Source organism: Bizionia hallyeonensis, assembly GCF_042657385.1.
In the GTDB taxonomy this organism is placed as follows: domain Bacteria; phylum Bacteroidota; class Bacteroidia; order Flavobacteriales; family Flavobacteriaceae; genus Algorimicrobium; species Algorimicrobium hallyeonense.
The window spans coordinates 125,690-148,778 of sequence record NZ_JBHSLA010000005.1 but is presented as its reverse complement, the minus strand read 5'-3'; the positions used below and the strand labels follow the sequence as shown (position 1 = coordinate 148,778).

Annotated in this window: 22 protein-coding genes; 10 read left to right on the top strand and 12 right to left on the bottom strand. The window is 34.6% G+C overall.

The window, feature by feature from the left end; translation table 11 throughout:
• The first annotated feature begins 36 nt into the window (after window positions 1–36).
• Window positions 37–2,595 carry an adenosylcobalamin-dependent ribonucleoside-diphosphate reductase gene (locus ACFPH8_RS12595; RefSeq protein WP_376861445.1) on the top strand — a complete coding sequence of 853 codons (2,559 nt, stop codon included), beginning with the start codon at window positions 37–39 and terminating at the stop codon, window positions 2,593–2,595.
• A 241-nt stretch (window positions 2,596–2,836) separates the two neighbouring features.
• On the opposite strand, the gene ACFPH8_RS12590 is transcribed toward ACFPH8_RS12595, so the two are convergent.
• Window positions 2,837–3,499 carry an ATP-binding cassette domain-containing protein gene (locus tag ACFPH8_RS12590; protein WP_376861443.1) on the bottom strand — a complete coding sequence of 221 codons (663 nt, stop codon included), beginning with the start codon at window positions 3,497–3,499 and terminating at the stop codon, window positions 2,837–2,839.
• 390 nt (window positions 3,500–3,889) lie between these two features.
• Here ACFPH8_RS12590 and prfA point away from each other — a divergent pair, with 390 nt between their 5' ends.
• The 3 genes from prfA to ACFPH8_RS12575 are packed head-to-tail and all read left to right on the top strand — an operon-like array spanning window position 3,890 to window position 6,611.
• Entirely contained in the window at window positions 3,890–4,966 is a 1,077-nt protein-coding gene (gene prfA, locus ACFPH8_RS12585; RefSeq protein WP_248398381.1) for a peptide chain release factor 1, read from the top strand.
• Between the two features lie 36 nt (window positions 4,967–5,002).
• Window positions 5,003–5,824 carry an orotidine-5'-phosphate decarboxylase gene (gene pyrF, locus ACFPH8_RS12580; RefSeq protein WP_376861441.1) on the top strand — a complete coding sequence of 274 codons (822 nt, stop codon included), beginning with the start codon at window positions 5,003–5,005 and terminating at the stop codon, window positions 5,822–5,824.
• Complete coding sequence (locus tag ACFPH8_RS12575) at window positions 5,814–6,611, top strand: ABC transporter substrate-binding protein (RefSeq protein ID WP_376861439.1); 798 nt, start codon at window positions 5,814–5,816, stop codon at window positions 6,609–6,611. Before pyrF ends, ACFPH8_RS12575 begins: the two co-directional genes overlap by 11 nt.
• Here the strand turns inward: ACFPH8_RS12575 and ACFPH8_RS12570 are convergent.
• From ACFPH8_RS12570 to ACFPH8_RS12560, 3 genes are all read right to left on the bottom strand, one after another.
• A complete protein-coding gene (locus ACFPH8_RS12570; protein ID WP_376861437.1) occupies window positions 6,574–6,786 on the bottom strand; it encodes a Lacal_2735 family protein in 213 nt (70 codons plus the stop codon). The genes ACFPH8_RS12575 and ACFPH8_RS12570 overlap by 38 nt on opposite strands.
• Window positions 6,787–6,861: 75 nt before the next feature.
• Window positions 6,862–7,065: a Lacal_2735 family protein gene (locus tag ACFPH8_RS12565; RefSeq protein ID WP_066253249.1), complete on the bottom strand. Its 204-nt coding sequence runs from the start codon at window positions 7,063–7,065 to the stop codon at window positions 6,862–6,864.
• Between the two features lie 214 nt (window positions 7,066–7,279).
• The gene (locus tag ACFPH8_RS12560) at window positions 7,280–7,987 is read right to left on the bottom strand and encodes a DUF4197 domain-containing protein (protein ID WP_376861435.1); all 708 of its coding nucleotides are present in this window, start codon (window positions 7,985–7,987) and stop codon (window positions 7,280–7,282) included.
• A gap of 231 nt (window positions 7,988–8,218) precedes the next feature.
• Between ACFPH8_RS12560 and ACFPH8_RS12555 the strand changes: the two genes are divergently transcribed.
• Complete coding sequence (locus ACFPH8_RS12555; protein ID WP_376861433.1) at window positions 8,219–11,653, top strand: methylmalonyl-CoA mutase family protein; 3,435 nt, start codon at window positions 8,219–8,221, stop codon at window positions 11,651–11,653.
• Window positions 11,654–11,752: 99 nt separating this feature from the next.
• Here ACFPH8_RS12555 and ACFPH8_RS12550 read toward each other — a convergent pair whose 3' ends face one another.
• The gene (locus ACFPH8_RS12550) at window positions 11,753–12,676 is read right to left on the bottom strand and encodes a septum formation inhibitor Maf (protein ID WP_376861431.1); all 924 of its coding nucleotides are present in this window, start codon (window positions 12,674–12,676) and stop codon (window positions 11,753–11,755) included.
• A 237-nt stretch (window positions 12,677–12,913) separates the two neighbouring features.
• Window positions 12,914–13,405: a hypothetical protein gene (locus tag ACFPH8_RS12545; RefSeq protein WP_376861429.1), complete on the bottom strand. Its 492-nt coding sequence runs from the start codon at window positions 13,403–13,405 to the stop codon at window positions 12,914–12,916.
• A gap of 403 nt (window positions 13,406–13,808) precedes the next feature.
• On the opposite strand from ACFPH8_RS12545, the gene ACFPH8_RS12540 reads away from it, so the two are divergent.
• From ACFPH8_RS12540 to ACFPH8_RS12530, 3 genes are all read left to right on the top strand, one after another.
• The gene (locus tag ACFPH8_RS12540) at window positions 13,809–14,348 is read left to right on the top strand and encodes a sigma-70 family RNA polymerase sigma factor (protein ID WP_376861427.1); all 540 of its coding nucleotides are present in this window, start codon (window positions 13,809–13,811) and stop codon (window positions 14,346–14,348) included.
• A 93-nt stretch (window positions 14,349–14,441) separates the two neighbouring features.
• Window positions 14,442–15,107 (top strand): hypothetical protein, encoded by a 666-nt coding sequence (locus ACFPH8_RS12535; protein ID WP_376861425.1) that lies wholly within the window; start codon window positions 14,442–14,444, stop codon window positions 15,105–15,107.
• A gap of 157 nt (window positions 15,108–15,264) precedes the next feature.
• Window positions 15,265–15,876, top strand: coding sequence for a DEAD/DEAH box helicase (locus ACFPH8_RS12530; RefSeq protein WP_376861423.1), 612 nt, complete (start codon window positions 15,265–15,267; stop codon window positions 15,874–15,876).
• 5 nt (window positions 15,877–15,881) lie between these two features.
• Here the strand turns inward: ACFPH8_RS12530 and ACFPH8_RS12525 are convergent, their stop codons facing one another.
• On the bottom strand, window positions 15,882–16,277 hold the full coding sequence (locus ACFPH8_RS12525; RefSeq protein ID WP_248398403.1) for a hypothetical protein: 396 nt from the start codon (window positions 16,275–16,277) through the stop codon (window positions 15,882–15,884).
• A 117-nt stretch (window positions 16,278–16,394) separates the two neighbouring features.
• On the opposite strand from ACFPH8_RS12525, the gene ACFPH8_RS12520 reads away from it, so the two are divergent.
• Window positions 16,395–16,838, top strand: a complete 444-nt coding sequence (locus ACFPH8_RS12520; RefSeq protein WP_248398405.1) for an Lrp/AsnC family transcriptional regulator — start codon at window positions 16,395–16,397, stop codon at window positions 16,836–16,838.
• A 39-nt stretch (window positions 16,839–16,877) separates the two neighbouring features.
• On the opposite strand, the gene ACFPH8_RS12515 is transcribed toward ACFPH8_RS12520, so the two are convergent.
• Window positions 16,878–18,089, bottom strand: coding sequence for an MDR family MFS transporter (locus tag ACFPH8_RS12515; protein ID WP_376861420.1), 1,212 nt, complete (start codon window positions 18,087–18,089; stop codon window positions 16,878–16,880).
• Between the two features lie 236 nt (window positions 18,090–18,325).
• Here ACFPH8_RS12515 and ACFPH8_RS12510 point away from each other — a divergent pair, with 236 nt between their 5' ends.
• A complete protein-coding gene (locus ACFPH8_RS12510) occupies window positions 18,326–18,928 on the top strand; it encodes a DUF1684 domain-containing protein (protein ID WP_376861418.1) in 603 nt (200 codons plus the stop codon).
• Window positions 18,929–18,975: 47 nt separating this feature from the next.
• On the opposite strand, the gene ACFPH8_RS12505 is transcribed toward ACFPH8_RS12510, so the two are convergent.
• The 4 genes from ACFPH8_RS12505 to ACFPH8_RS12490 all read right to left on the bottom strand — a co-directional run bounded on the left by ACFPH8_RS12505 (window position 18,976) and on the right by ACFPH8_RS12490 (window position 23,043).
• On the bottom strand, window positions 18,976–20,430 hold the full coding sequence (locus ACFPH8_RS12505; RefSeq protein WP_376861416.1) for a T9SS type A sorting domain-containing protein: 1,455 nt from the start codon (window positions 20,428–20,430) through the stop codon (window positions 18,976–18,978).
• A gap of 1 nt (window position 20,431) precedes the next feature.
• Window positions 20,432–21,460, bottom strand: coding sequence for a right-handed parallel beta-helix repeat-containing protein (locus ACFPH8_RS12500; RefSeq protein ID WP_376861414.1), 1,029 nt, complete (start codon window positions 21,458–21,460; stop codon window positions 20,432–20,434).
• Window positions 21,461–21,650: 190 nt separating this feature from the next.
• Complete coding sequence (crcB, locus tag ACFPH8_RS12495; RefSeq protein WP_248398415.1) at window positions 21,651–22,016, bottom strand: fluoride efflux transporter CrcB; 366 nt, start codon at window positions 22,014–22,016, stop codon at window positions 21,651–21,653.
• Window positions 22,017–22,023: 7 nt separating this feature from the next.
• Complete coding sequence (locus ACFPH8_RS12490) at window positions 22,024–23,043, bottom strand: SRPBCC family protein (RefSeq protein ID WP_376861412.1); 1,020 nt, start codon at window positions 23,041–23,043, stop codon at window positions 22,024–22,026.
• Window positions 23,044–23,089 lie beyond the last annotated feature (46 nt).

Genomic DNA, 23,089 nt, shown 5'->3' with positions numbered 1-23,089 from the left:
CGTAAAAAGCAATAAAATTTTAAATAAATATAATCCATGCCAACACAAACCAAAACCCTTACAAAACCAAAAACATATACGCAAGACGAAGCCTTTGAGGCATCCGTTAAATACTTCAATGGAGATGATCTTGCTGCACGTGTTTGGATTAATAAATATGCTTTAAAAGATTCTCAAGGCAATATTTATGAATTAACACCTAACGATATGCATAAACGTATCGCTAAAGAAATTGCTCGAGTAGAAGTCCGTTATCCAAATCCTATGTCTGAACAAGAGATTTTCGATTTAATTAAAGACTTTAAATACATCGTGCCTCAAGGAAGTCCAATGGCTGGAATTGGAAATCCATACCAAACGGGTTCCTTGTCTAATTGTTTTGTAATTGGTAATGATGGCGATTCAGATTCTTATGGAGGAATCATGAAAATAGATCAGGAACAAGTACAATTAATGAAACGTCGTGGTGGTGTTGGTCACGATTTATCGCATATTCGTCCAAAGGGATCTCCAGTTAAAAATTCAGCCTTAACATCTACAGGCATTGTGCCGTTTATGGAGCGTTATTCTAACTCCACACGTGAGGTTGCACAGGATGGTCGTCGTGGTGCTTTAATGTTATCGGTTTCCATAAATCATCCAGATTCAGAAGATTTTATCGATGCTAAATTAGAGCAAGGAAAAGTAACGGGTGCCAATGTATCTGTTCGTATTGATGATGCGTTTATGAATGCCGTTAAAAATAATGGTGAGTATACACAGACCTATCCTATATTTAGTAAAAACCCAAAAGTTTCTAAAACTATTGATGCCAACGGAATTTGGAAAAAAATTGTGCATAATGCATGGAAATCAGCTGAACCAGGAATTTTGTTTTGGGATACTATTATAAATGAATCCGTTCCAGATTGTTATGCCGATTTAGGGTATAAAACTGTGTCTACAAATCCATGTGGCGAAATCCCATTATGTCCTTACGATTCATGTCGTTTGCTAGCTATCAACTTATTATCTTATGTTGATAATCCATTTTCAAAACAAGCATCTTTTAACTTCGAATTGTTTAAAAAACACGTGGTTGTGGCACAGCGAATCATGGATGACGTTATCGATTTAGAGTTAGAAAAAATTGATGCAATATTGGCAAAAATTGACGCCGATCCAGAACAAGCTGAAATTAAAGCAACAGAGCGTAATTTATGGGTTAACATTCAGAAAAAAGCAGAAGAAGGAAGAAGAACAGGTATTGGTATCACAGCCGAAGGCGATATGTTAGCAGCTTTAGGTATTCAATATGGTAGTGAAGCTGGAAATGCATTTTCAGTGGAAGTTCATAAAACATTAGCTATTGAAACCTATCGAGCATCCGTTATGGCAGCGAAAGAACGTGGCGCTTTTGCTATTTTCGATTCAGAACGCGAAAAGAATAATCCGTTTATACTTAGATTAAAAGAAGCAGATGAAAAACTGTATTTTGATATGTTGGAGTATGGGCGTCGTAATATAGCCCTATTAACTATTGCACCTACAGGGACAACGAGTTTAATGACACAAACATCATCAGGTATAGAACCTGTTTTCATGCCTGTTTACAAGCGTAGACGAAAAGTAAACCCAAATGATAAACATGTACGCATTGATTTCGTTGATGAGGTTGGCGATTCTTGGGAAGAATATGTGGTGTTTCACCACCGTTTTAAGCAATGGATGGACGTAAATGGGATTGATTCTTCGCAAAACTTCACACAAGAAGAGTTAGATGATCTTATTAAGAAATCACCATATTATAAGGCAACGTCTAACGATGTGGATTGGTTAAGTAAAGTAACCATGCAAGGTGCGGTACAAAAATGGGTAGATCATTCTATTTCTGTTACTATCAACTTACCGAACGATGTAAGTGAAGAATTAGTAGGCGATTTGTATTTAAAAGCTTGGGAAGTAGGTTGTAAAGGTGTAACCGTTTATCGTGACGGATCGCGTTCCGGAGTACTTATTTCAAACGATGAGAAAAAGGAAGAAAGTCAAGCAGAAACCTTAACAAATTTCCCTGTTAAACGCCCAGAAGTGTTAGATGCTGATGTGGTGCGTTTTCAGAATAAAAAAGAAAAATGGATTGCATTTATTGGTTTAATAGATGGGAAACCCTACGAAATTTTCACAGGTTTAGCAGATGATGAAGACGGTATTTTAATTCCACGTTGGGCTGAAAAAGGCGTAATCATGAAAAGCCGAAACGAAGACGGAACCTCACGGTACGATTTTCAGTATGAAAACAAACGCGGATATAAAACAACCATTGAAGGCTTATCGCATAAATTTAATCCAGAATACTGGAACTATGCGAAGCTAATTTCTAGTACGTTACGTCATGGAATGCCAATTGATAATATTGTAGAGTTAATTAATAGTTTACAATTAGATAGTGAATCTATCAACACGTGGAAAAATGGTGTAGGTCGTGCATTGAAACGTTATGTTGCCGATGGAACGAAAGCTAAAGGTCATAGATGTACTAATTGCGAATCGGAAAATTTAATTTACCAAGAAGGTTGCCTCACCTGTAAGGATTGTGGCTCTTCAAAATGTGGTTAAAACAAAAAAATGTGTTAATTGTAAAAAAAACGCTATTTCTAATGAGATAGCGTTTTTTTAATTATAATCAGTATTTGCTGCTATTCTAAACCTTAAAGATGTAATTCTGAAACAAATTCAGAATAATGGTATTTGGTGTTTTGGAAGGTTCTTTAATGTTTTTTTACGCATTCAAGAATCGCAATTGGTTGGCGTGAATTTCATAGTACTTCCAATACAAAATTAGTGGCAACAACGCCATTTATCTCAACATATCCTGACTAATATATTTATAATCTTCTAACAATTTTAAATCCGTTATTAATTTAGAATGGCCATCTTTTATCAAATATAAATTATCGCTAGTTTCAATAATATCACGATATAAATGATCGGTTATAATGATAATTTTTCGCTGTTTTTCTTCAGCAATAAGCTCTTTTATTTTTTCAATATACAAAGGTACTACATGAGAAAATGGTTCATCTAAAAGCACAATGTCTGTCGGGCTTTTTAATAGCATGTATGTTTCCACAACACGACGTTCGCCACCTGAAAGCTGATGAAATTTATAGTTTTTATAGATGGAAAAGGATTCAAAAAGCGCAATGAATTCGTTCCAATTCACTTGAAATAATTTGAAAGCTGTTTGCAGTTTTAAGTTGTTGGGCGCAATTGGAAGTTGTGGTAGAAAATGAACGCGTTCGGTTCTGTACAAAGGTTTTAATATGGGTTTACTATCCAATCGGATTAGTTTATACTTTGGTTTTAAGGTGCCAAAAATAATATTCAGAATACAACTTTTTCCGCAGCCATTACTACCCAATATCCCGGTAACTTCACCCGTTTGGGCTTTTAGATAAATGCCATTAAGAATGCGTTTTTCTTTAAAATACAGCTCAACATTATCTAATTCTAAAATCATATAAAAACGCCAATCAACTTATAAAATAGGCTGGTTATAAAGATATCAATAATATAAATAATACCGAAGAGTTTGAAGGATGATATCCCCAAGTTCTTATAAAAAATGAGTTTGCGTTTGGCGGTTGTTTCGGAAAGGAAATACCATAAAAATCCGGTTAAAAATAGTTTTGCTAGGCAAATAACAGCATATTCAGAACCAAGAGAAATTAATAAAATAGTTGCCGCAAATGACCAAATTAGGTAAGGTTTGTAAAATAATAATATGGCTCCGAAACGTTGTATCATGAAATAAAAACGGAAAAATAGATTAATTATTTTTAAAGTCATTCATAAAAAATATATCAATTCATAAATTATCGTATTTTTGGGGTACAATTCAAGGAAGAAGATGTTAGACAAATTACAGATTATAAAGCAGCGTTTTGATGAGGTGAGTGATTTAATCATTCAACCGGATATTATTACAGATCAGAAACGCTATGTGGCTTTAAATAAAGAGTACAAGGATTTAAGGTTGTTAATGGATAAGCGTGAGGTCTATTTGGAGCTTACCAACAACCTAAAAGAAGCCGAAGAAATTCTAGATGATGGTAGCGATCCAGAAATGGTAGAAATGGCTAAAATGCAATATGAAGAAGCTAAAGAAGGGATTCCGAAATTAGAGGATGAAATTAAATTTATGTTGATTCCGAAGGATCCCCAAGATTCTAAAAATGCAGTGGTAGAACTACGTGCCGGAACTGGTGGTGATGAAGCGAGTATTTTTGCGGGTGATTTATTCCGTATGTATTCCAAATACTGCGAGAGTAAAGGATGGAAGGTAGACACGGTAGATTATAGTGAAGGTACTAATGGTGGATTTAAAGAAATTCAGTTTGAAGTTACGGGTGATGATGTATACGGAACGCTTAAATTTGAAGCAGGTGTTCACCGTGTACAGCGTGTTCCGCAAACAGAAACCCAAGGTCGTGTGCATACCAGTGCAGCAACGGTTATGGTATTTCCGGAAGCTGAAGAATTTGATGTAGAAATTAATCCGAAGGATGTTCGAGTCGATTTTTTCTGTTCGTCAGGTCCTGGTGGTCAGTCGGTAAATACAACCTATTCAGCCGTACGTTTAACGCATATTCCTACCGGATTGGTAGCCCAATGTCAAGATCAGAAATCCCAACATAAAAACAAGGAAAAAGCTTTTAAAGTATTGCGTTCCCGTTTATATGATATGGAATTAGCCAAGAAAATGGAAGAAGATTCTGCCTTGCGAGGCACGATGGTAACATCTGGTGATAGAAGTGCGAAAATTAGAACGTACAATTATTCACAAGGTCGTGTAACCGATCATAGAATTGGATTAACGCTTTACGATTTATCGAATATAGTAAATGGTGATATTCAAAGAATTATAGACGAATTAATGCTGGCGGACAACACCGAGAAGTTGAAGGCTAGTGATGAACATATTTAATTTTAAAGCCTCTATTTTTGAGGCTTTTTTTATAACATGACAACACAACAACTAACGGAACAAATCCAAAAAAAACAATCCTTTTTATGTATTGGATTGGATGTCGATTTAAATAAAATACCACACCATTTACTGGAGGAAGAAGATCCTATTTTTGCGTTCAATAAAGCTATTATTGATGCCACACATCATGTATGCGTAGCCTACAAGCCCAATACAGCATTTTATGAAGCTTATGGTTTAAAAGGTTGGCAAGCACTTGAAAAAACAATACATTATTTAAACGAAAAGCATCCGGATATTTTTACCATTGCAGATGCAAAACGTGGCGATATAGGAAATACAAGTAGCATGTATGCCAAAGCTTTTTTAGAGGATTTAGCCTTTGATAGTGTTACCGTGGCACCTTACATGGGTAAAGATTCAGTGGAACCGTTTTTGGCTTTCAAAAACAAACACACCATATTATTAGCTCTAACCTCTAATCAAGGTGCTTTCGATTTTCAAACGAAACAGATTGATGATAAAGAGTTGTACAAACAGGTTTTAGAAACCTCTAAAACATGGGAGAATTCTGAAAACCTCATGTATGTTGTTGGTGCGACTAAAGCAGAATATTTTTCGGAAATTCGGAAAATTATTCCAAACAGCTTTTTGCTCGTTCCTGGTGTTGGCGCGCAAGGTGGCAATTTACAGGATGTTTGTAAATATGGTATGGCTGATAATGTGGGCTTGCTCATTAATTCATCTCGTGGCATTATTTATGCATCCAATCAAGCCGATTTTGCCGAAGCTGCTGCCCAAAAAGCACAGGAGATGCAACAGGAAATGGCAAGTATTTTAAACCATGCAGATTAAAGATCAACTACAAAGACCTATTACTTTAAACAACAGGCCAAAACGTATAATGTGTCTTGTGCCGAGTATTACCGAACTAATTTGCGATTTAGGTTTGGAGTCATCACTGGTTGGTATTACCAAATTTTGCGTGCATCCGCAGCATATCACAACAAAGGTGGCAGTAGTTGGTGGAACCAAGCAAGTGCATTATGATAAAATTAGAGATTTAAATCCGGATATTATTCTGTGTAATAAAGAAGAAAATACGCTGGAAATGATTCGTGAGTTGGAAGCTATTGCAACAGTCCACATTAGCGATGTTAATACGGTTGAAGATTGTTTGGAGCTAATTGAAATGTATGGTACTATTTTTCAATGTTTACCTCAAGCCAAAAACCTAATTTCAAAAATTACAACCGTTAAAACAGATTTTGAAAACTTTATAAAATCGCAACCTGTTAAGGAAGTAGCTTATTTTATTTGGAAAGATCCTTGGATGGTTGCCGCAAATGACACCTTTGTTAACTATATGCTTTCGCTAAATAATTTCAAAAACACCTTTCAAAAGGCGTCGCGTTATCCTGAAATTGCTATGGAAAAAGTATATCCAACTATAGAGCTGGTATTATTATCCAGTGAGCCCTATCCATTTAAAAATGAACATAAAAGCCTCATTCAAACACAGTTTCCAAACGCCAAAATCCATTTAGTAGATGGCGAAATGTTTTCATGGTATGGCAGCCGATTGGTATTAGCTTTTGATTACTTTAAAACGTGGCATTGCACTGTTTTGACTTCAGAATAATCTGCTTTATTTTTCGAGCTTCAAAATATAACATATCGCTTAAACTTGTATCTGTCATACTCACATTGTAAGCTTCTTCAATAAAATTTTTATATGTATTCTCTAGTTCTTTTAAACCTAATATTTGTTTTAAATCGACTTTTACTTTTCCTATTTTACAGAATTGTGCACTCATAATTACTTGTTTTAAAAAGATATACGAGTGAAGCCTTGACAACAGATGTTGGTAAAAGTTAAAGTTAATCTAAAATTAAGACGAAATAGTTCGTTGTGAAGTCTCTCTATTTAAATACTTTAAACGATTTAATTTATTTAAAAGCTTAATGGCTTTAAATTCTGAAATATCGCTTTGTGCAGAATCTGTTTGCCTTAAATTATAAGCTTGTTCCACGAGTATTTTATAGCGTGATTGCAGTTTTATTTGGGACTGCTTGAGTTTTGAGAGATTTTCCATTTTTTGCCATATTGAATATTAAATATATTTAAAATATTGATAGAGAGCAAATTAAAATTAAAAATTGTTAATAAAAAAAATCGATTTGTTTTCAAACCGATTTTTAAACTAACTAACTCTGCAATCCAAAGTGAAATTGGACGCCTGTACTAAAGATCTATACAAAGATACTTCAACGCTTCAAATAGGATGTTATGAGGTTGTTATCAAATAATTAATCTTGTAAAGCAAACACTTTTCGTAAAATATCGGTGCTTCTAGAACTTAATTTAGTTCGGATATCTTTCTCTTCCACCGCAATCATTTTATAAACACCTTTTAGTGCTTCTTCGGTAACATAATCTGTTAAATCTGGATTCACATTAGATGTAAATGGAATACTATTATAACGCGTAATTAAGTTTGACCAAATTTGATCTGCACCTACTTTTTTAAAGGAGTTATTAATAATAGGTTGAAATTCTGTATATAATTCCGATTCTGTTCGGCCAGCCAAATAACGTGTTGCGGCATCATCGTTTCCTAATAAAATAGATTTAGCATCATTAAACGTAATGCCTTTTACAGCATTAATAAAAATAGGCGTTGCCGTTCCAACAGCATCTTCGGCTGCACGATTTAATACTTTTAAACCTTCATCTGCTAAACTTCCTAAACCAATATCGCGTAAGGCTTTATCTACTTTCTGTAATTCTTCTGGGAGGAGGATTTTTACAAGATCATTCTTATAAAAACCATCTTGTTTCATAAGTGTGCTCACTTGTTTGTCTATTCCTTGATCCAATGCTTGACGTAAACCATTGGCAATATCCGTATTGGAAATGCCAGGTGTGTTTTCAGGTAAATTATCAACTACTTGTTGCAGTTCAGCACATGCTGTTAGATTCAAAATTAGGACGAGGGCAATTAAACGTTTTATCATGATTTGTTTTATTCAATTTTGAACAAAGATAAATATTCAGAACATATATTATTTCAAAAGCCTTATTAATTTCTAGCCATTTCTAGGTCTCGTGCACATTAAAATCCTGAAATTCAATACTATTTTTAATATTCTTACTGAAAAATGCATGCGTAAAGGGCATCTCATGGCTCATCTTTAAATTAATACAGTAATATTCCTTAAATTTGCCATGCTTAAAAAACAATTTGAATGAAAAATATTGCACCATATAATCCAAAATATAAAGTACGAATCGTAACGGCCGCCTCGCTTTTTGATGGTCATGACGCATCCATAAATATTATGCGTCGTATTATCCAAGCTACAGGTGTTGAGGTGATTCATCTTGGACATGATAGAAGTGTTGAAGAGGTTGTAAATACAGCAATTCAAGAAGATGCAAATGCCATTTGCTTAACCAGTTACCAAGGTGGTCATAATGAGTATTTTAAATATATGTATGATTTGCTAAAAGAAAAAGGTGCTAGTCATATTAAAATCTTCGGAGGAGGAGGAGGTGTAATTTTACCTTCAGAAATTAAGGAATTAATGGATTATGGAATTACCCGTATTTACTCGCCAGATGATGGTCGTGAAATGGGTTTACAAGGCATGATTAATGATTTGGTTCAGCAATCTGATTTTGCCATAGGCGATTCTTTAGATACTAAAATTGATGAATTGCCAAGTAAAAATCCGAAGGCTATTGCTCGCGTTATTTCTTCAGCTGAAAACTTTCCGGATGTTGCTAAAAGTACCTTGGATAAAATTCATGAAAAGAATAAAAATTCAAAAACGCCAGTTCTTGGAATTACGGGAACGGGAGGTGCTGGTAAATCATCATTAGTTGATGAGTTAGTAAGACGTTTTTTAATCGATTTTCCGGAAAAAACGGTAGGTCTAGTTTCTGTGGATCCATCTAAACGTAAAACAGGTGGCGCACTTTTGGGTGATAGAATTCGTATGAATGCTATTAATAACGCTCGCGTTTATATGCGTAGTTTGGCAACACGTCAGTCTAATTTAGCGTTGTCTAAATATGTGCATGAAGCCGTTCAGGTTTTAAAAGCGGCAGAATATGATTTAATTATTTTGGAGACATCGGGAATTGGACAATCCGATACCGAAATTATCGAGCATTCAGATGTGTCTTTATATGTTATGACGCCGGAATTTGGAGCAGCCACTCAATTGGAAAAAATAGACATGCTTGATTTTGCTGATTTAGTAGCTATCAATAAATTCGATAAACGTGGTTCTTTGGATGCGCTTCGTGATGTAAAAAAACAATATATGCGTAACAATCATTTGTGGGACACTCCACAAGATGAGTTGCCAGTTTACGGAACCATTGCATCACAATTTAACGATCCAGGTATGAATACGCTTTATAAAGCTGTCATGGATAAATTGGTTGAAAAAGCGGATTCTGAATTACAATCAACCTTCCATATTTCGGATGAAATGAGCGAGAAGATTTTTGTTATTCCGCCATCAAGAACACGTTACTTATCAGAAATTGCCGAAAGTAATCGCGCTTATGATAAAACAGCCAATGAACAAGTTGATGTTGCACAAAAATTATATGGAATTTATAAAACGATATGTTCGGTTGCTAACATTTCTACCGAAAGTGAGAAATCGCTTTTAAACAAGTTTGGTTTTAATCAAGAAGAGATTCTTCACGCTGTTCAGAAGGATAAAGCCGACTTTGTTAAAATGCTTATAGCAGAATTTGATCGTGTTAAATTAAATTTAGACCCTTACAATTGGGAAGTCATTACCGGTTGGGATGACAAAGTAAACAAATATAAAAATCCAATTTATTCCTTTAAAGTTCGCGATAAAGAAATAAAAATTGAAACCCATACCGAGTCCTTATCACACACGCAAATTCCAAAAGTAGCCTTACCAAAATATCAAGCATGGGGCGATATTTTAAGATGGTGTTTACAAGAAAATGTACCTGGTGAATTTCCATACACATCAGGTTTATATCCTTTTAAACGTACAGGTGAAGATCCAGCACGTATGTTTGCGGGTGAAGGTGGACCAGAACGTACCAACAGACGTTTTCATTACGTAAGTGCAGGTTTACCAGCCAAGCGTTTATCAACTGCTTTTGATAGTGTAACGCTTTACGGAAACGATCCAGATTTACGTCCAGATATTTATGGGAAAATTGGAAATGCTGGTGTGTCTATTTGCTGTTTAGACGATGCCAAGAAACTCTATTCTGGTTTCGATTTAGCCAACGTGATGACTTCGGTTAGTATGACAATTAATGGTCCAGCACCAATGTTATTAGGCTTCTTTATGAATGCAGCTATCGATCAGCAATGTGAAATGTATATTAAAGAAAACGGCCTTGAAAAAGAAGTAGAAGCTAAAATAGCCAAACTTTATAAAGGTAAGGAGCGTCCGCAATATTATGGCGATTTACCAGATGGTAACAATGGTTTAGGCCTTATGTTGTTAGGTGTATCAGGCGATCAAGTATTACCTGCAGATGTGTATGCAGACATTAAAAAGAAAACCATTGCGCAAGTGCGAGGAACGGTTCAAGCAGATATTTTAAAGGAAGATCAAGCACAAAATACTTGTATTTTCTCTACCGAATTCGCTTTGCGCTTAATGGGAGATGTTCAGGAATACTTTATTGAGAATAATGTGCGTAATTTTTATTCGGTTTCTATTTCTGGGTATCATATTGCAGAAGCAGGAGCCAACCCAATTACACAATTGGCCCTGACTTTATCTAATGGTTTCACTTATGTGGAATATTATTTAAGTCGTGGGATGGACATCAATAAATTTGGTCCAAACTTATCCTTCTTTTTCTCAAATGGAATTGATCCAGAATATGCGGTTATAGGTCGTGTGGCCCGAAAAATATGGTCCAAAGCCATGAAAAACAAGTATGGTGCTAATGCTAGAGCGCAAATGCTGAAATATCATATCCAAACATCCGGACGTAGTTTACACGCGCAGGAAATTGATTTTAATGATATTAGAACCACGCTTCAAGCTTTATATGCTATTTATGATAACTGTAATTCCTTACATACCAATGCGTATGATGAAGCCATTACCACACCAACAGAAGAATCGGTGCGTCGTGCTATGGCTATACAGTTAATTATTAATAAAGAATTAGGATTGGCCAAGAATGAAAATCCAATTCAAGGTTCGTTTATTATAGAAGAATTAACCGATTTAGTTGAAGAAGCTGTCTTGTTAGAATTTGATAGAATTACGGAGCGTGGTGGTGTTTTAGGCGCTATGGAAACCATGTACCAACGTAGTAAAATACAAGAAGAAAGCTTGTATTACGAAACCTTAAAGCATAACGGCGATTTCCCAATTATAGGTGTGAATACCTTTTTAAGTTCTAAAGGGTCTCCAACAGTTCAACCAGCGGAAGTTATTCGCGCTACAGAAGCCGAAAAGCAAAATCAGATTACAACCTTAAAGAATTTACATGAGTCCAAAGACACGACGGACTTATTAAAAGATCTTCAAAATAGAGCCATTCATAATGAGAATATTTTTGAAGCTTTAATGGATGTTTGTAAAGTGTGTAGTTTAGGTGAAATTACATCTGCTTTATTTGAAGTAGGCGGTCAGTATAGACGAAATATGTAAGCTAATTATCTATGCAATTATAAAAAAAGAGGATAACATAGGTTGTCCTCTTTTTTGTTGGTAAAACTAACATAGTGCGTTTATTTCTTGGACGGTTTCCTACTTGATGAGCTGCAATGCGTCACGCTTACTTTCGTCAGAGCGTTTTTTTTGCTCCCAATACGGTTCGTTGATACTTTTTTTCAATTGCGCTTCCGTTATTAACCCATCACCATTATTTTCGGTCCACGCGAGAATTTTATACGGAAATTGTTTTTCAACATTAATCGTAACTGTTCTGTTATAATTCACGTACTGAACGGTGTAGTTTGTTGTGGAATCTGTTTCGGTTTTGCTAATTTCGGCTTTGGTAGCTTCTAAATCTTTATGGTTAAAACGACTGTATAATGTGGAGAAAATCATGTTGGTTTTTCCCAAAGGAAGTTGCCCTTTATGGATGCGAATTCGCGTCATCAATTCGTCTTCTAAAAGTGCAATAGGCATATCCTTTTCCGTATCTCCTTCTGCTTCAAAGTATGAGAATTCCTGAAAATGATAATTGCTTTCCTTCAAGTTGAGCTGCGTAAATGTATGTCCACACCATTCTTGGATACTTGTGTTTAGCTTTAAAGTATGCGGATGTTTTTGTGAGTTTATAGGTGTAAATGTTGAGCTTACAACAGAATAATCGTAGATCCCTGTATTGAATTTTCTAATATTATTAAGTTTCATAACTGATACATTATCTGCACCAGCAGCATCGGGATTGTCAAGTTTCACCTGTTTGCTTAATGAAAATGGTTCAGTAACAAAGATAAGAACCACTTCGCCATCACGAATTTCACCATAACGAGATTGCTTTAAAGAATAACTGTTCAGCTCGGCTTTGCCTGTATACCAATACGCTTTAAACTCGTCGTCCACGGCTGCTGGATTCCATTGTATTTCTGCCGTTGTTGCCGTATCGGCTGCCTTCTTATCCTGTTTACAGGCAAGCAACGAAAAAATGGCTAATACGCAATATGTTTTTAAAAGGTGTGTCATTTCTTGAAAGGATTTATTTATTGCTATGGACAGTGCTTATTAGATTCTTGTGGTTTTATTCAGGACGGATGAAATTTCTGTCTAACGGTTTTGTATAAGATTAGTGGCGTGTTTAAGCACCTAATTTAGCAAATAAATTACAGATAGAAAGTCCGCAAGGACTTTCGTAAGTAGGCTTTAACCAGGCAATTAATTTTAAACGGTGTTGGCAGTAATTTTTTATTCAGGTTCTCGTTTCTAAAGACTATTCAATTCTGCTAATTTGTCAAGTAGCAGACTTCTATAATTTTCTATATAATCAGGATATATAGCATTCCTAAAACGCCAAGATTTATGAAATCCATCATCATCTTCATATTCTAAATAAAATCCGCCATTTTCATTTGTGCAGTCGCTACAATCCAAATACCCATTCGGTTCATTAAATATTTCATTTGGTAATTCAGTTAACAATGATTCAAAATCTTGATAATTTGCATTATTCATAAGTTGAAAATTACCCTCAAAAAATGTGTTTTCAGGATAATCATAATCGATATCTCTATAAATATTTTCAGCGTCAATTTTGTAAATTGTAGAACAATCTCCAGAACAGCTCGAATCGGCAAACCATCCAAAAATTAGTTTTCCATTCCTTTGAGTATTTTCATTTCCATTGTCATCATCAGAACTACATCCCGATAAAATTAAAATTAATGATAAGCTTAAAATAAAATTTAGTTTTTTCATTTCGTAATATTTGGGTTAAATTATTGTCAACAATCACATACAACCATCTGTTCTAAACTAACTACTAAAATAACAATCTAAAACCAGTAAACAAGCAGAATAATGGGTTAAATTCCATGAGCTGTTTATAAAGAGACGCGGAGTTGTGTTTAAAATAAAAAATCTTTTTTTGCATCTTTTTGGAAATATTCACGTCTATTATATGAATTTAAAATTAGATAGTATGAAAAATATAGATTGTACATGTAACTGTTCAAGTTGTAAAGGTGGTAATTGTGCTGGATGCACCTGTGAAAACTGTACCTGTAACAACTGCAACTGTTAAGATGTGCTAAAAACATTGTAAAGCAGAACGTATTTAGTAAATTTATACTAAAGGTTCTGCTTTTTTAATATTGAGAAAATGACCACACACGATATATGGAATACCTATGCTGATGATATTAAATACTTTATTTTAAGTAAAGTAAAAGAGCCTGCCATTGCTGATGATTTGCTGCAAGAAACCTTTATAAAAGTGCATACCAAAAAGTATATGCTAAAAAATGATGAGAAGTTGAAATCTTGGTTATTTAGCATTGCACGCTTTACGGTTATGGATTATTTTAGAGCACAAAAAACCATAGCCAAATTACCGGAAAATGAATTAGTGGACACAGATTTTACGCCCGAGCATACGGAACATGACTGCTTAAGAAGCATAATAAAAAGTTTACCAAAAAAATATAGAGATCCCTTGTTTTTATCTGATATCAAAGGGATGAAACAAGCGGATATAGCACATCAATTACAGTTGGCATTACCTACCGTAAAATCGCAAATACAACGGGGTAGAAAGCTTATTACCCAAGGTTTCATGTATTGTTGTGACTTTACACGCAATGATTCTGGTTTTCTAGTTGGTGAAATAAAAGACAAAAAGGACTGTAAAATTTGCCGTTAAAATACCAATTCGCAAACGAGCTTGTATAATTCAACACCTTATTTTCAGGTGCCAAAGTTGTAATTATATTTGACGTTTAAAACCAACGATATAATGAAAGAAAACTACTTTAACCTGTACTATAAATTAGTAGCTGTGGTCTGCTTTTTTGTGGCTATTAGCTTTACCCAACGGGTTCATGCGCAAGCCTTTGAAATTACACCATCTTATGGGTATCAATTTGGTGCCAAATTAAATTATGGTGGAAATTATATTAAATTTAATGATAGCGACCAATATGGTGTTACCGTAGGATTTGAAACGTTAAATGAATTAATGGTTGAAGTCAGTTATATTCACAATGGTTCTGAAGCGTTAATAAAGGATTATTTTATTAGTCCTATTGAAAGTCGGTTGGCAGATTTATCAGCAGACTGGATATTGATTGGTGGTAACAGATATTTTGGTAATTCGGATAAAGTGAAGCCCTTTTTTGGTGGAAATTTAGGTATGGTAATTTTATCATCTAGCAATGAAAATCCTCTTTTAACCAACCGCTCGTATAGCGAAACAAAATTCGCATTTAGCTTTAAAGGTGGTGTAAATATCATGTTTAATGAAGTTGTCGGTTTAAACCTGCAAGCCAACCTTATGATGCCCGTGGATTATGGTGGATTTTATGTTTATGGAGGCTCTGGAGGAATTTCAACAGGCGCGGGTGCCAATAGTACAATTGCGCTTTTTGGATTTAGTGGTGGTTTCGTATTCAGAATAGAATAAATATTTAAACGGTATAAGTCTAAAACATTTAAAAAATGACCTCACAGGTTTAGCATCTGTGAGGTTTTTTTATTGTTATATACTTTACTTTCAGAAAATAAGAATCGGTATTAAAGTTGTAAGTTTGTGCCATTCAAATCAACAAACTAAAGTCTACATGTCCTTTAAAAAATTCCATCCCATACTTAAAGAAGCTTTACAGGCTCAAAATATGGAAGCACCATTACCATTTCAGAATGCCATTTTACCAAAACTAAAAGGTGGTATGGATGTTTATGGAATAGCGCCAGCGGGTGCCGGAAAAACAACGGCTTTTATTTTAGCGGCTGTTCATAAATTAAAAGCGGAAGCTTTTGAAGATTCGCCACGTGCTTTAATTATGGTGAAAGATAAAGAAGCAGCTTTGCACCTAAAAGACCAGTTTGAGCAGTTTACAAATGAAACCGATTTGCGTATTTATTGCGCCTATGATGAGTATGATTTGGAAAAGCAAAAGGAAGAAATTTATTTTGGAGTCGATATCATGATTGTTACACCAAAACGCTTAAATAAGTTATACTTTTTAAACGGAATTCATTTAGGACAATTGCAATTGTTTATCATGGAGGATGCCGAATTCTTAATGCGAAATAACTATCAGAATGATGTGTTGCGTGTGGCCGAAAGTTTAAAGAAATGCCAATATGTTATTATGGCTGAAAAGCTATCGCCTAAATTAAAAAGTCTTCAAGAAAATATGATGAGTAACGCGCACATTGTTACTGGTTAAATATCTTATAAGGTTAAGGTCCAGGTATGTTGCAACTGCTTGAATTTTTTCAGTTCTGAACGTAATAAAGGAAGGTAATCCTTGCCATCACTATTACAGTTTTCTAAACGTTTAATGTTTTTATTTAGCAAATACGTTAAGCGTTTTACTGAAGCAATGTGCTTGTATTTATTTTCAGAGTACCGCGCCTCTTCGGCTTTTGCTATTTCTGGTGCTAATGAAACGGATTGCTGAACAATATCTCCTGAAAAATATATAAATGCATTTTCCGAACCATCTTCATGTAAAGCAGATAAGTCTTGGTTTAAGTAGGTTGAAATGCTTCGCGAAAGCGTAATAATATCCATAGCCTTTTGATATAGAGGCGAATGGAATAAGCTTGAAGAGATGTGGGTAATCATATTATATTAGCAATTTTATCAAAAATAGCGACAAGTTTTCACATCTTACTTTCGATATTAAAGTAAAAGCGTATATTTGATTTAATAATCGACTTATTATTGTTAAATAACCTTAATATGAGTATTGATAGCTTAAATTGGAAAATATTAAAGTGTTTACAACAAAATGCAAGGACTTCCAATGCCGAAATTGGTAGGCAAATTGGTATTAGTTCGCCAGCCGTTTCTGAACGTATAAAAAAAATGGAAGATGCTGGGATTATTCAACATTATCATACAACCGTTTCCCCTTTTGAAGCTGGTTATCAGTTAAAAGCATTAATTACTATTCGTGCTTTTATGGGTATGTTAAAGCCGTTTTTAGAGAAAGTAAAAACCTATGATGAGGTTATTAATTGCTACCGTATTACAGGTAATGAGAACATTGTCATGGAAGTGGTTCTAAAAAACCAGAAACATTTGGAGGCTTTTATAGACCAATTAATTGTTTACGGTGAAACAAAAACACAGATTGTTTTATCGCATGTGGTTAAACATAATGCAGTGAAACCTTTGAAATAGTTAATTAAATTTTTAACACCTGTAATAAGAATTTACCCATTACGAAACCGCTTCATGTTTCTTTAAATAGCGCATTAATAACCATAATAAAGCAATACATAAAATGGATAACAGTGTCATGATGTACCAAGTGTTTTCAAAGCCTACGGAATCGGCGAGCTGCATTCCTGCGTTATGCCCAAAAATATGCGCTATGGAAAAAGCAATGCTGTAAAGTGCCATATATTCACCTTGGTTTCCCTTTTTAGCACGCTCCATAGCGAATGCATTTGAGAATGGAAATGTTATCATTTCGCCAACCGTCATAAATAACATACCAATTAGTAAAATGCCAATCCAAGGCGTAACATTGAGTACTACAAAACTAATTCCAACCAAAATAGCTCCAAAAACCATTAATGTTGTTTTGCTATACCCTGTATTTTCTAGCCACTTAATGAGTGGCATTTCTAAAATAAAAATGAAGGCACCATTTAAACCTAGGAGAATACCAATTTCTAATTCGGTTAAATAATGCACATCTTTATAGTAAAGCGGCATGGTTGAGAAATATTGTAAAAATACAATACCAAACATGGTCATGGCAGCTAGAAAAATCCAAAAGGCTTTATCTTTATAAGCGGATTGTGGGTTTTCATTAATGATACTATCTTGCGTTTTGGCTTTTTTAGGATGCAGAACATTTACTAATAAAATAGTGGCTAAAATACAGGTAATACCATCCACCCAAAAAAGTCCCGCATAACTCATAGTAGTTATAATGATACCGCCAACAGCCGGACCTGCAGAAAAGCCCAGATTTATAGCTAAACGAATAAGCGTTACAGAACGTGTTTTATTTTCAGGTTTACTGTACGCGCTTAATGCTACAAACATTGCAGGACGGAACATATCTGCCACCAACATAACCAAAAATATGCCCAAGCAAACACCAGCAAAGGTGTGTAAAAATTGCAAGCCTATAAACAGGATTCCTGTGGCTAGTAAACTTCTTACCATTACTTTATAATAACCAATTTTATCAGTTAGTTTGCCACCAAGCCATGAACCACAAACGGATCCTAATCCAAAAGCAGACATAACCCATCCCACTTGTGCAAAGGATAAGTTTAAATCTGTAGTCAGGTATAACGACAAAAATGGAATAACCATGGTGCCAGCACGATTAATTAATGTAATTAATGCCAGCCACCATATTTCTGAAGACAAACCTCGAAAGGTATCTATATAGCTGTTGTAAAGTTTTTTCATGTTAGTTATTGGTGGTTATATAAACTAAAAAATCCGACGCAATGGTCGGACTTTCATATAATGGTTATGTTCATTTAAAATTATTCACATACATATAGCGTCCAACTCATCAATGATGAGATATGAGATTTTCTATACGTGGTGACTCTTTTTAGCATGATGGTATGTTAATTTGCTTACCAAAGCTAAACAAAATATGAATAAGTTGTACTTTTGAAGTCAAAAAAATAATTCTCATGAAAATAGTTTTTAGTTTTTTAGTGCTTTTTATAGTAATTAGTTGTGCTCAAAATAAAGAACCATTATTAGGGGAAACAGAATGGCAGCGCCAACAAAATGCCGATTTTAAGGATGCCAGCAAATCGCCACTTAAAGCCAAGGATAGAAAGAATTTTAAGACCTTGGATTTTTTTCCTGTAGATTCTTCCGCAATTGTCAAGGCTACATTAAAACGAACGCCAGATTCCGATTGGTTTTTAATGCAAACCACAACCGATCGTGTTTCTAATGAGCGCGTTTATGGAATTATAACCTTTGAACTTCAGGGAAAAACGTTTGAATTATCTGTTTACCAAGGTCAAGATTTAATGACTCAAGAAGGTTTTGAAGATTATTTATTTTTGCCGTTTATAGACCATACTAATGGTGAAACTACTTATGGTGGTGGCCGTTATATTGATTTAAGAATTCCTGAAAACGATACAATGATTATCGATTTCAATAAAGCTTATAACCCTTATTGTGCCTATGACGAAAAGTATTCCTGTCCCATTGTGCCACGAAATAATTATTTAGACATTGAGGTAAAAGCAGGTGTGCAAGCATTTAATAAAAATTAAAGCGTCCAACAAATTTGTCAGACGCCTTAATTGCCACTAATCTAAACTTAATTTTTAATAATACGTTTGGAAATACGTCCGGTTTCAGTGGTTATTTGTAATAAATACACACCTTGTTGCAAGTTAGAAATCTCTATTTTTTCAAGATGATTCTGTATGCGCTTCACAACTTTTCCATTCATATCAATAACTATGAGTGATTTTATTTGAACGCTATTTGGTGTTTTAATATGTACATAATCTGTTGCTGGGTTTGGGTATATTTTTATTTTTGAAAGGGTTTCAGAATCTATACCTAAGGTCCCATTTATTTCAAATAATTTCTGATCATAAATAGACCAGGTACCATTGGCATTTTGAACGCGAATATGCAGGAAATGATCACCTTGAGCCAATCCTCTGGTTGTAGGAATCACTAAATTTTCATTTAAATCATCACCCGAAACGGTTATAGCTGTTGCTAACCCAAAACCTGGATCCGCATCTATATAGAATTCGGCAGCTGTAATAGAAGCCGTATTAACTTCGGTTTGTGGTGCTATATTAATGGCTCTGTGTTCATATAAACTCCATGTATTATTACCGTTTTTAACACGAACAAATAAACGATGCGTTCCAACTGGTAGTCCGTTTGTTGAAACGGTTAAAACGTCGTTAATTGTTGCCGCATCCGTTACATCTATGTTTGTTGCTAAACCCAGTCCTGGATCTTGGTTGAAGAAATATTCGGCTTCCACCATATCAAATGTATTTGTTTCAACAGGAGGTGCCATATTAACGGTTCTATGTTCATATAAACTCCATTGGTTATTACTGTTTTTAACACGGATAAATAAGCGATGCGTTCCTACTGATAAGCCACTGGTTGAAACGGTTAAAACGTCGTTAATTGTTGCCGCATCCGTTACATCTATGTTTGTTGCTAAACCCAGTCCTGGATCTTGATCGAAAAAATATTCAGCTTCCACCATATCAAATGTATTTGTTTCAACAGGAGGCGCCATATTAACGGCTCTATGTTCATATAGACTCCATTGGTTATTACTGTTTTTAATACGGATAAATAAGCGATGCGTTCCTACTGATAAGCCACTGGTTGAAACGGTTAAAACGTTGTCAATAGCTCCCGCATCTGTTACATCTATAGCTGTTGCTAAACCCAATCCGGGATCTTGATCGAAGAAATATTCGGCTTCAACCATATCAAATGAATTCGTTTCAGCTGGAGGTGCAACTCTAAAACTTTTGTTTGCATACAAACTTATTGTTTCATCTGCATTAACTGCTCGTATAAATAATCTGTGAACACCATCAGATAAACCGGTAGTAGAAATATTAAAACTTTGATTAATTATCTCAGCATCTGGATTTATGTCTATGGTTGTAGCCATTCCAACGCCAGGATCTTGATCAAAATAATACTCTAAACTAGAAATATTGGATTGTGCGTAATTAACAGAAATATAGAGGAAGCTAATTATAATTACAAGTAGCTTTTTCATATTAATTTGTTTTATTTGCGTTAGCCTTTAAGTTAATATTCAAGTTTTCGCCTGCCTGAACAACATTATTGATTATAGTCATTTCCTCTAAATATGGTAATGGTGTTGGGTATCCTCTCATATCAAAATCATATCCACCATTAAATAAACCAACATCATTTCCGTCTGTACCTAAAGAACCAGATCCAATATTATAGTTGTTATTCACTAAAAATGCAGGATTTGTACCGGGAATACTTACAAATTGTGGGTTTGTATTATCAAAATTTCCTGTGCCTGTTAAAGGAGCAAGCGTTGTGCCATTATAACTGTAGCTTATGCAATTATTATATGTTGTTGGTGTACCATTATATTGCCAGTTTGTGCCATTAAATGTACTCGTAAAAATAAAAATATTATTTTGTGCAACTAGGTCTATTGGTGTGCTTAAAAAAGAACTATTGGCAGTTATTGCAGAGGTTACAATATTATTATTAAAAATAGTAGAGCTGTTAAAGCCATTTAAGCTGTAAATTCCAATACCATCTAAAAAATTGTGTGTAACAGTAATATTTGTGCTTGTTGTTGCGTTAAGTGTTATTCCTCCTTTAATTACATTTCCTTGAATTACTCCATTAGTAACACCAGACATACCAATGGTATTAGCAATTAATGATTTTTCAACAGTAATGTTGGATCTTGTTGCATTTGTGCTTATAGAATTAGTTGATGCAACACCGCTTATTTTTACATTGTTAGCTGCAATAGTTACAATATTAAACGTTGCGCTTCTACCAGCATTTAACTCTGGTGTATGGCCTAAACCATAAATAGTTACTTCCTTATTTATGGTAACATTACCATAAGAAGTTATAGATGGTTGTACATAAATAATGTCGCCATTTGCAGCTGCAGCTATTGCAGAGGTAAATGAGTTATACATGTGTGAAGGTGTTGTGTCCACATTGGTGTTGTTGTCAACAATTAAAATGTTTTGTGCATTTGTAAAGCTTACTACAAGTAAAGCGATACCTAAAATAAATTTTTTCATGATAATTAGATTTAAGATTAATATTGTCAAAAATCCTAATTATATGCATGCCAGAACATACGTAGAATGTCGTATATTTTAAATTACTTCAAAATTTTAAAAGTGAAGGATTTTCCTCTATTCATGAAGTGTTACAAGGAAATAGGTTGAGAATTTGATTTTTAAATTTCCGTTCTAAATACGCTTTTTTTTATTTAACGAGAAAAATTCCTAGGAAAACGGCCAGAAAACCAAGGGCAAAACTAGCAATGGTATACATAGCGAAACTCATAAAGTCTCCGGATTTTAAAAACACATGATTTTCATAAGCAAAAGCAGAGAAGGTGGTAAAGCCGCCACAAAAACCAGTAGCTAGTAACGCCAAATGATTTTCGGACAAGGAATTATTTTTAGCCGCCATACCCAATATGATACCAATAAGTAAGCTACCTAAAATATTTGCTAAAAACGTACCGTAAGGGATACCTGTTTCAGTATTGTTTAAAAATTTACCGACTAAAAAGCGCAATACACTTCCAAAACCACCTCCAATAAATACCAATAGGATTTGTTTCATTTGTATTTTAATTAATAGCAATATAAATTTCGGTAATCCAATTGGCTGGATTTGGTTTTTGACTTGGTTCTGTTAAATAAACTTCTAACATCGGGCCTGTTTCGGAAGTTTCCATATTATATTGTCTAATATAACTCCTTGTCGCGTCTCTAGCTTCCTTTAGGTTTGTATAATTTCCTTTTAATGTTGTTTTAACCGCTTTAAAGGGTTCCAGCTGTCCTGTTAAAATATCGCTTTGTGTTGTTATAACTTGTGTGGTTGTTGGAATACAAACGGAGAACATAACGGCATTATTAGGTTCATCCCAATTGTGATAATATACAAATGGAGCACCTGCCATGGCAATGTTGTTTTTTATGCTATAACTTTTTACACTTGGTAGCACTTTGCTAATCGTTGTTTGTATGTCTGAAATTTTACTAGAGGTGGTTTTGTAAATATAGAAACCACCACCATGTTGCGCAATTCCATCCACCTGAATACTGTAAACCTCCATAGCAGCAATAACTATGTTGTTTAATTTGTTTAAACCACGCTCCAATTCAGGACTCATCATTTTTTCATGACCACCATTTATTAAGGCGTATCCTTTTTCATAAAATGATAAATTATCAGAATATAGAGTCCAAGACACTTCCGTTTCTTTGGCTGAAATTTGTTGGAACTCCCAATTTACTTGTACTGATGCCGATTCATTTAAAAACAGCTCTTGGTTGATGGTTTGAAACGAAATGGCTTCAACCGTTTTTATATGTCCCTTTTCATCACTGCTTTCCCAGCTATATGTGCTGCCAATACCCATAGTGGTATCGGAAAGAACCGTTTTTGTTTCAGGATCAATTTCAACCCAAGGAGACAAGGCGTCCCAATTTTTATAATCAATGACATGGTTGTAAATAACTTGCGATGGTGCCGCAATAGTTCGCGTTCGTGTTACCTTAAAATCATTGGGTTGCACAGCAACATATATAGAGATACCAATAATTAAAATAAGTAAAAAGAACAGGATGTATTGAATTGTTTTCATGAATGATTGGGTTATAAATCAAAGATAAACAATTTTATGCGTTAAT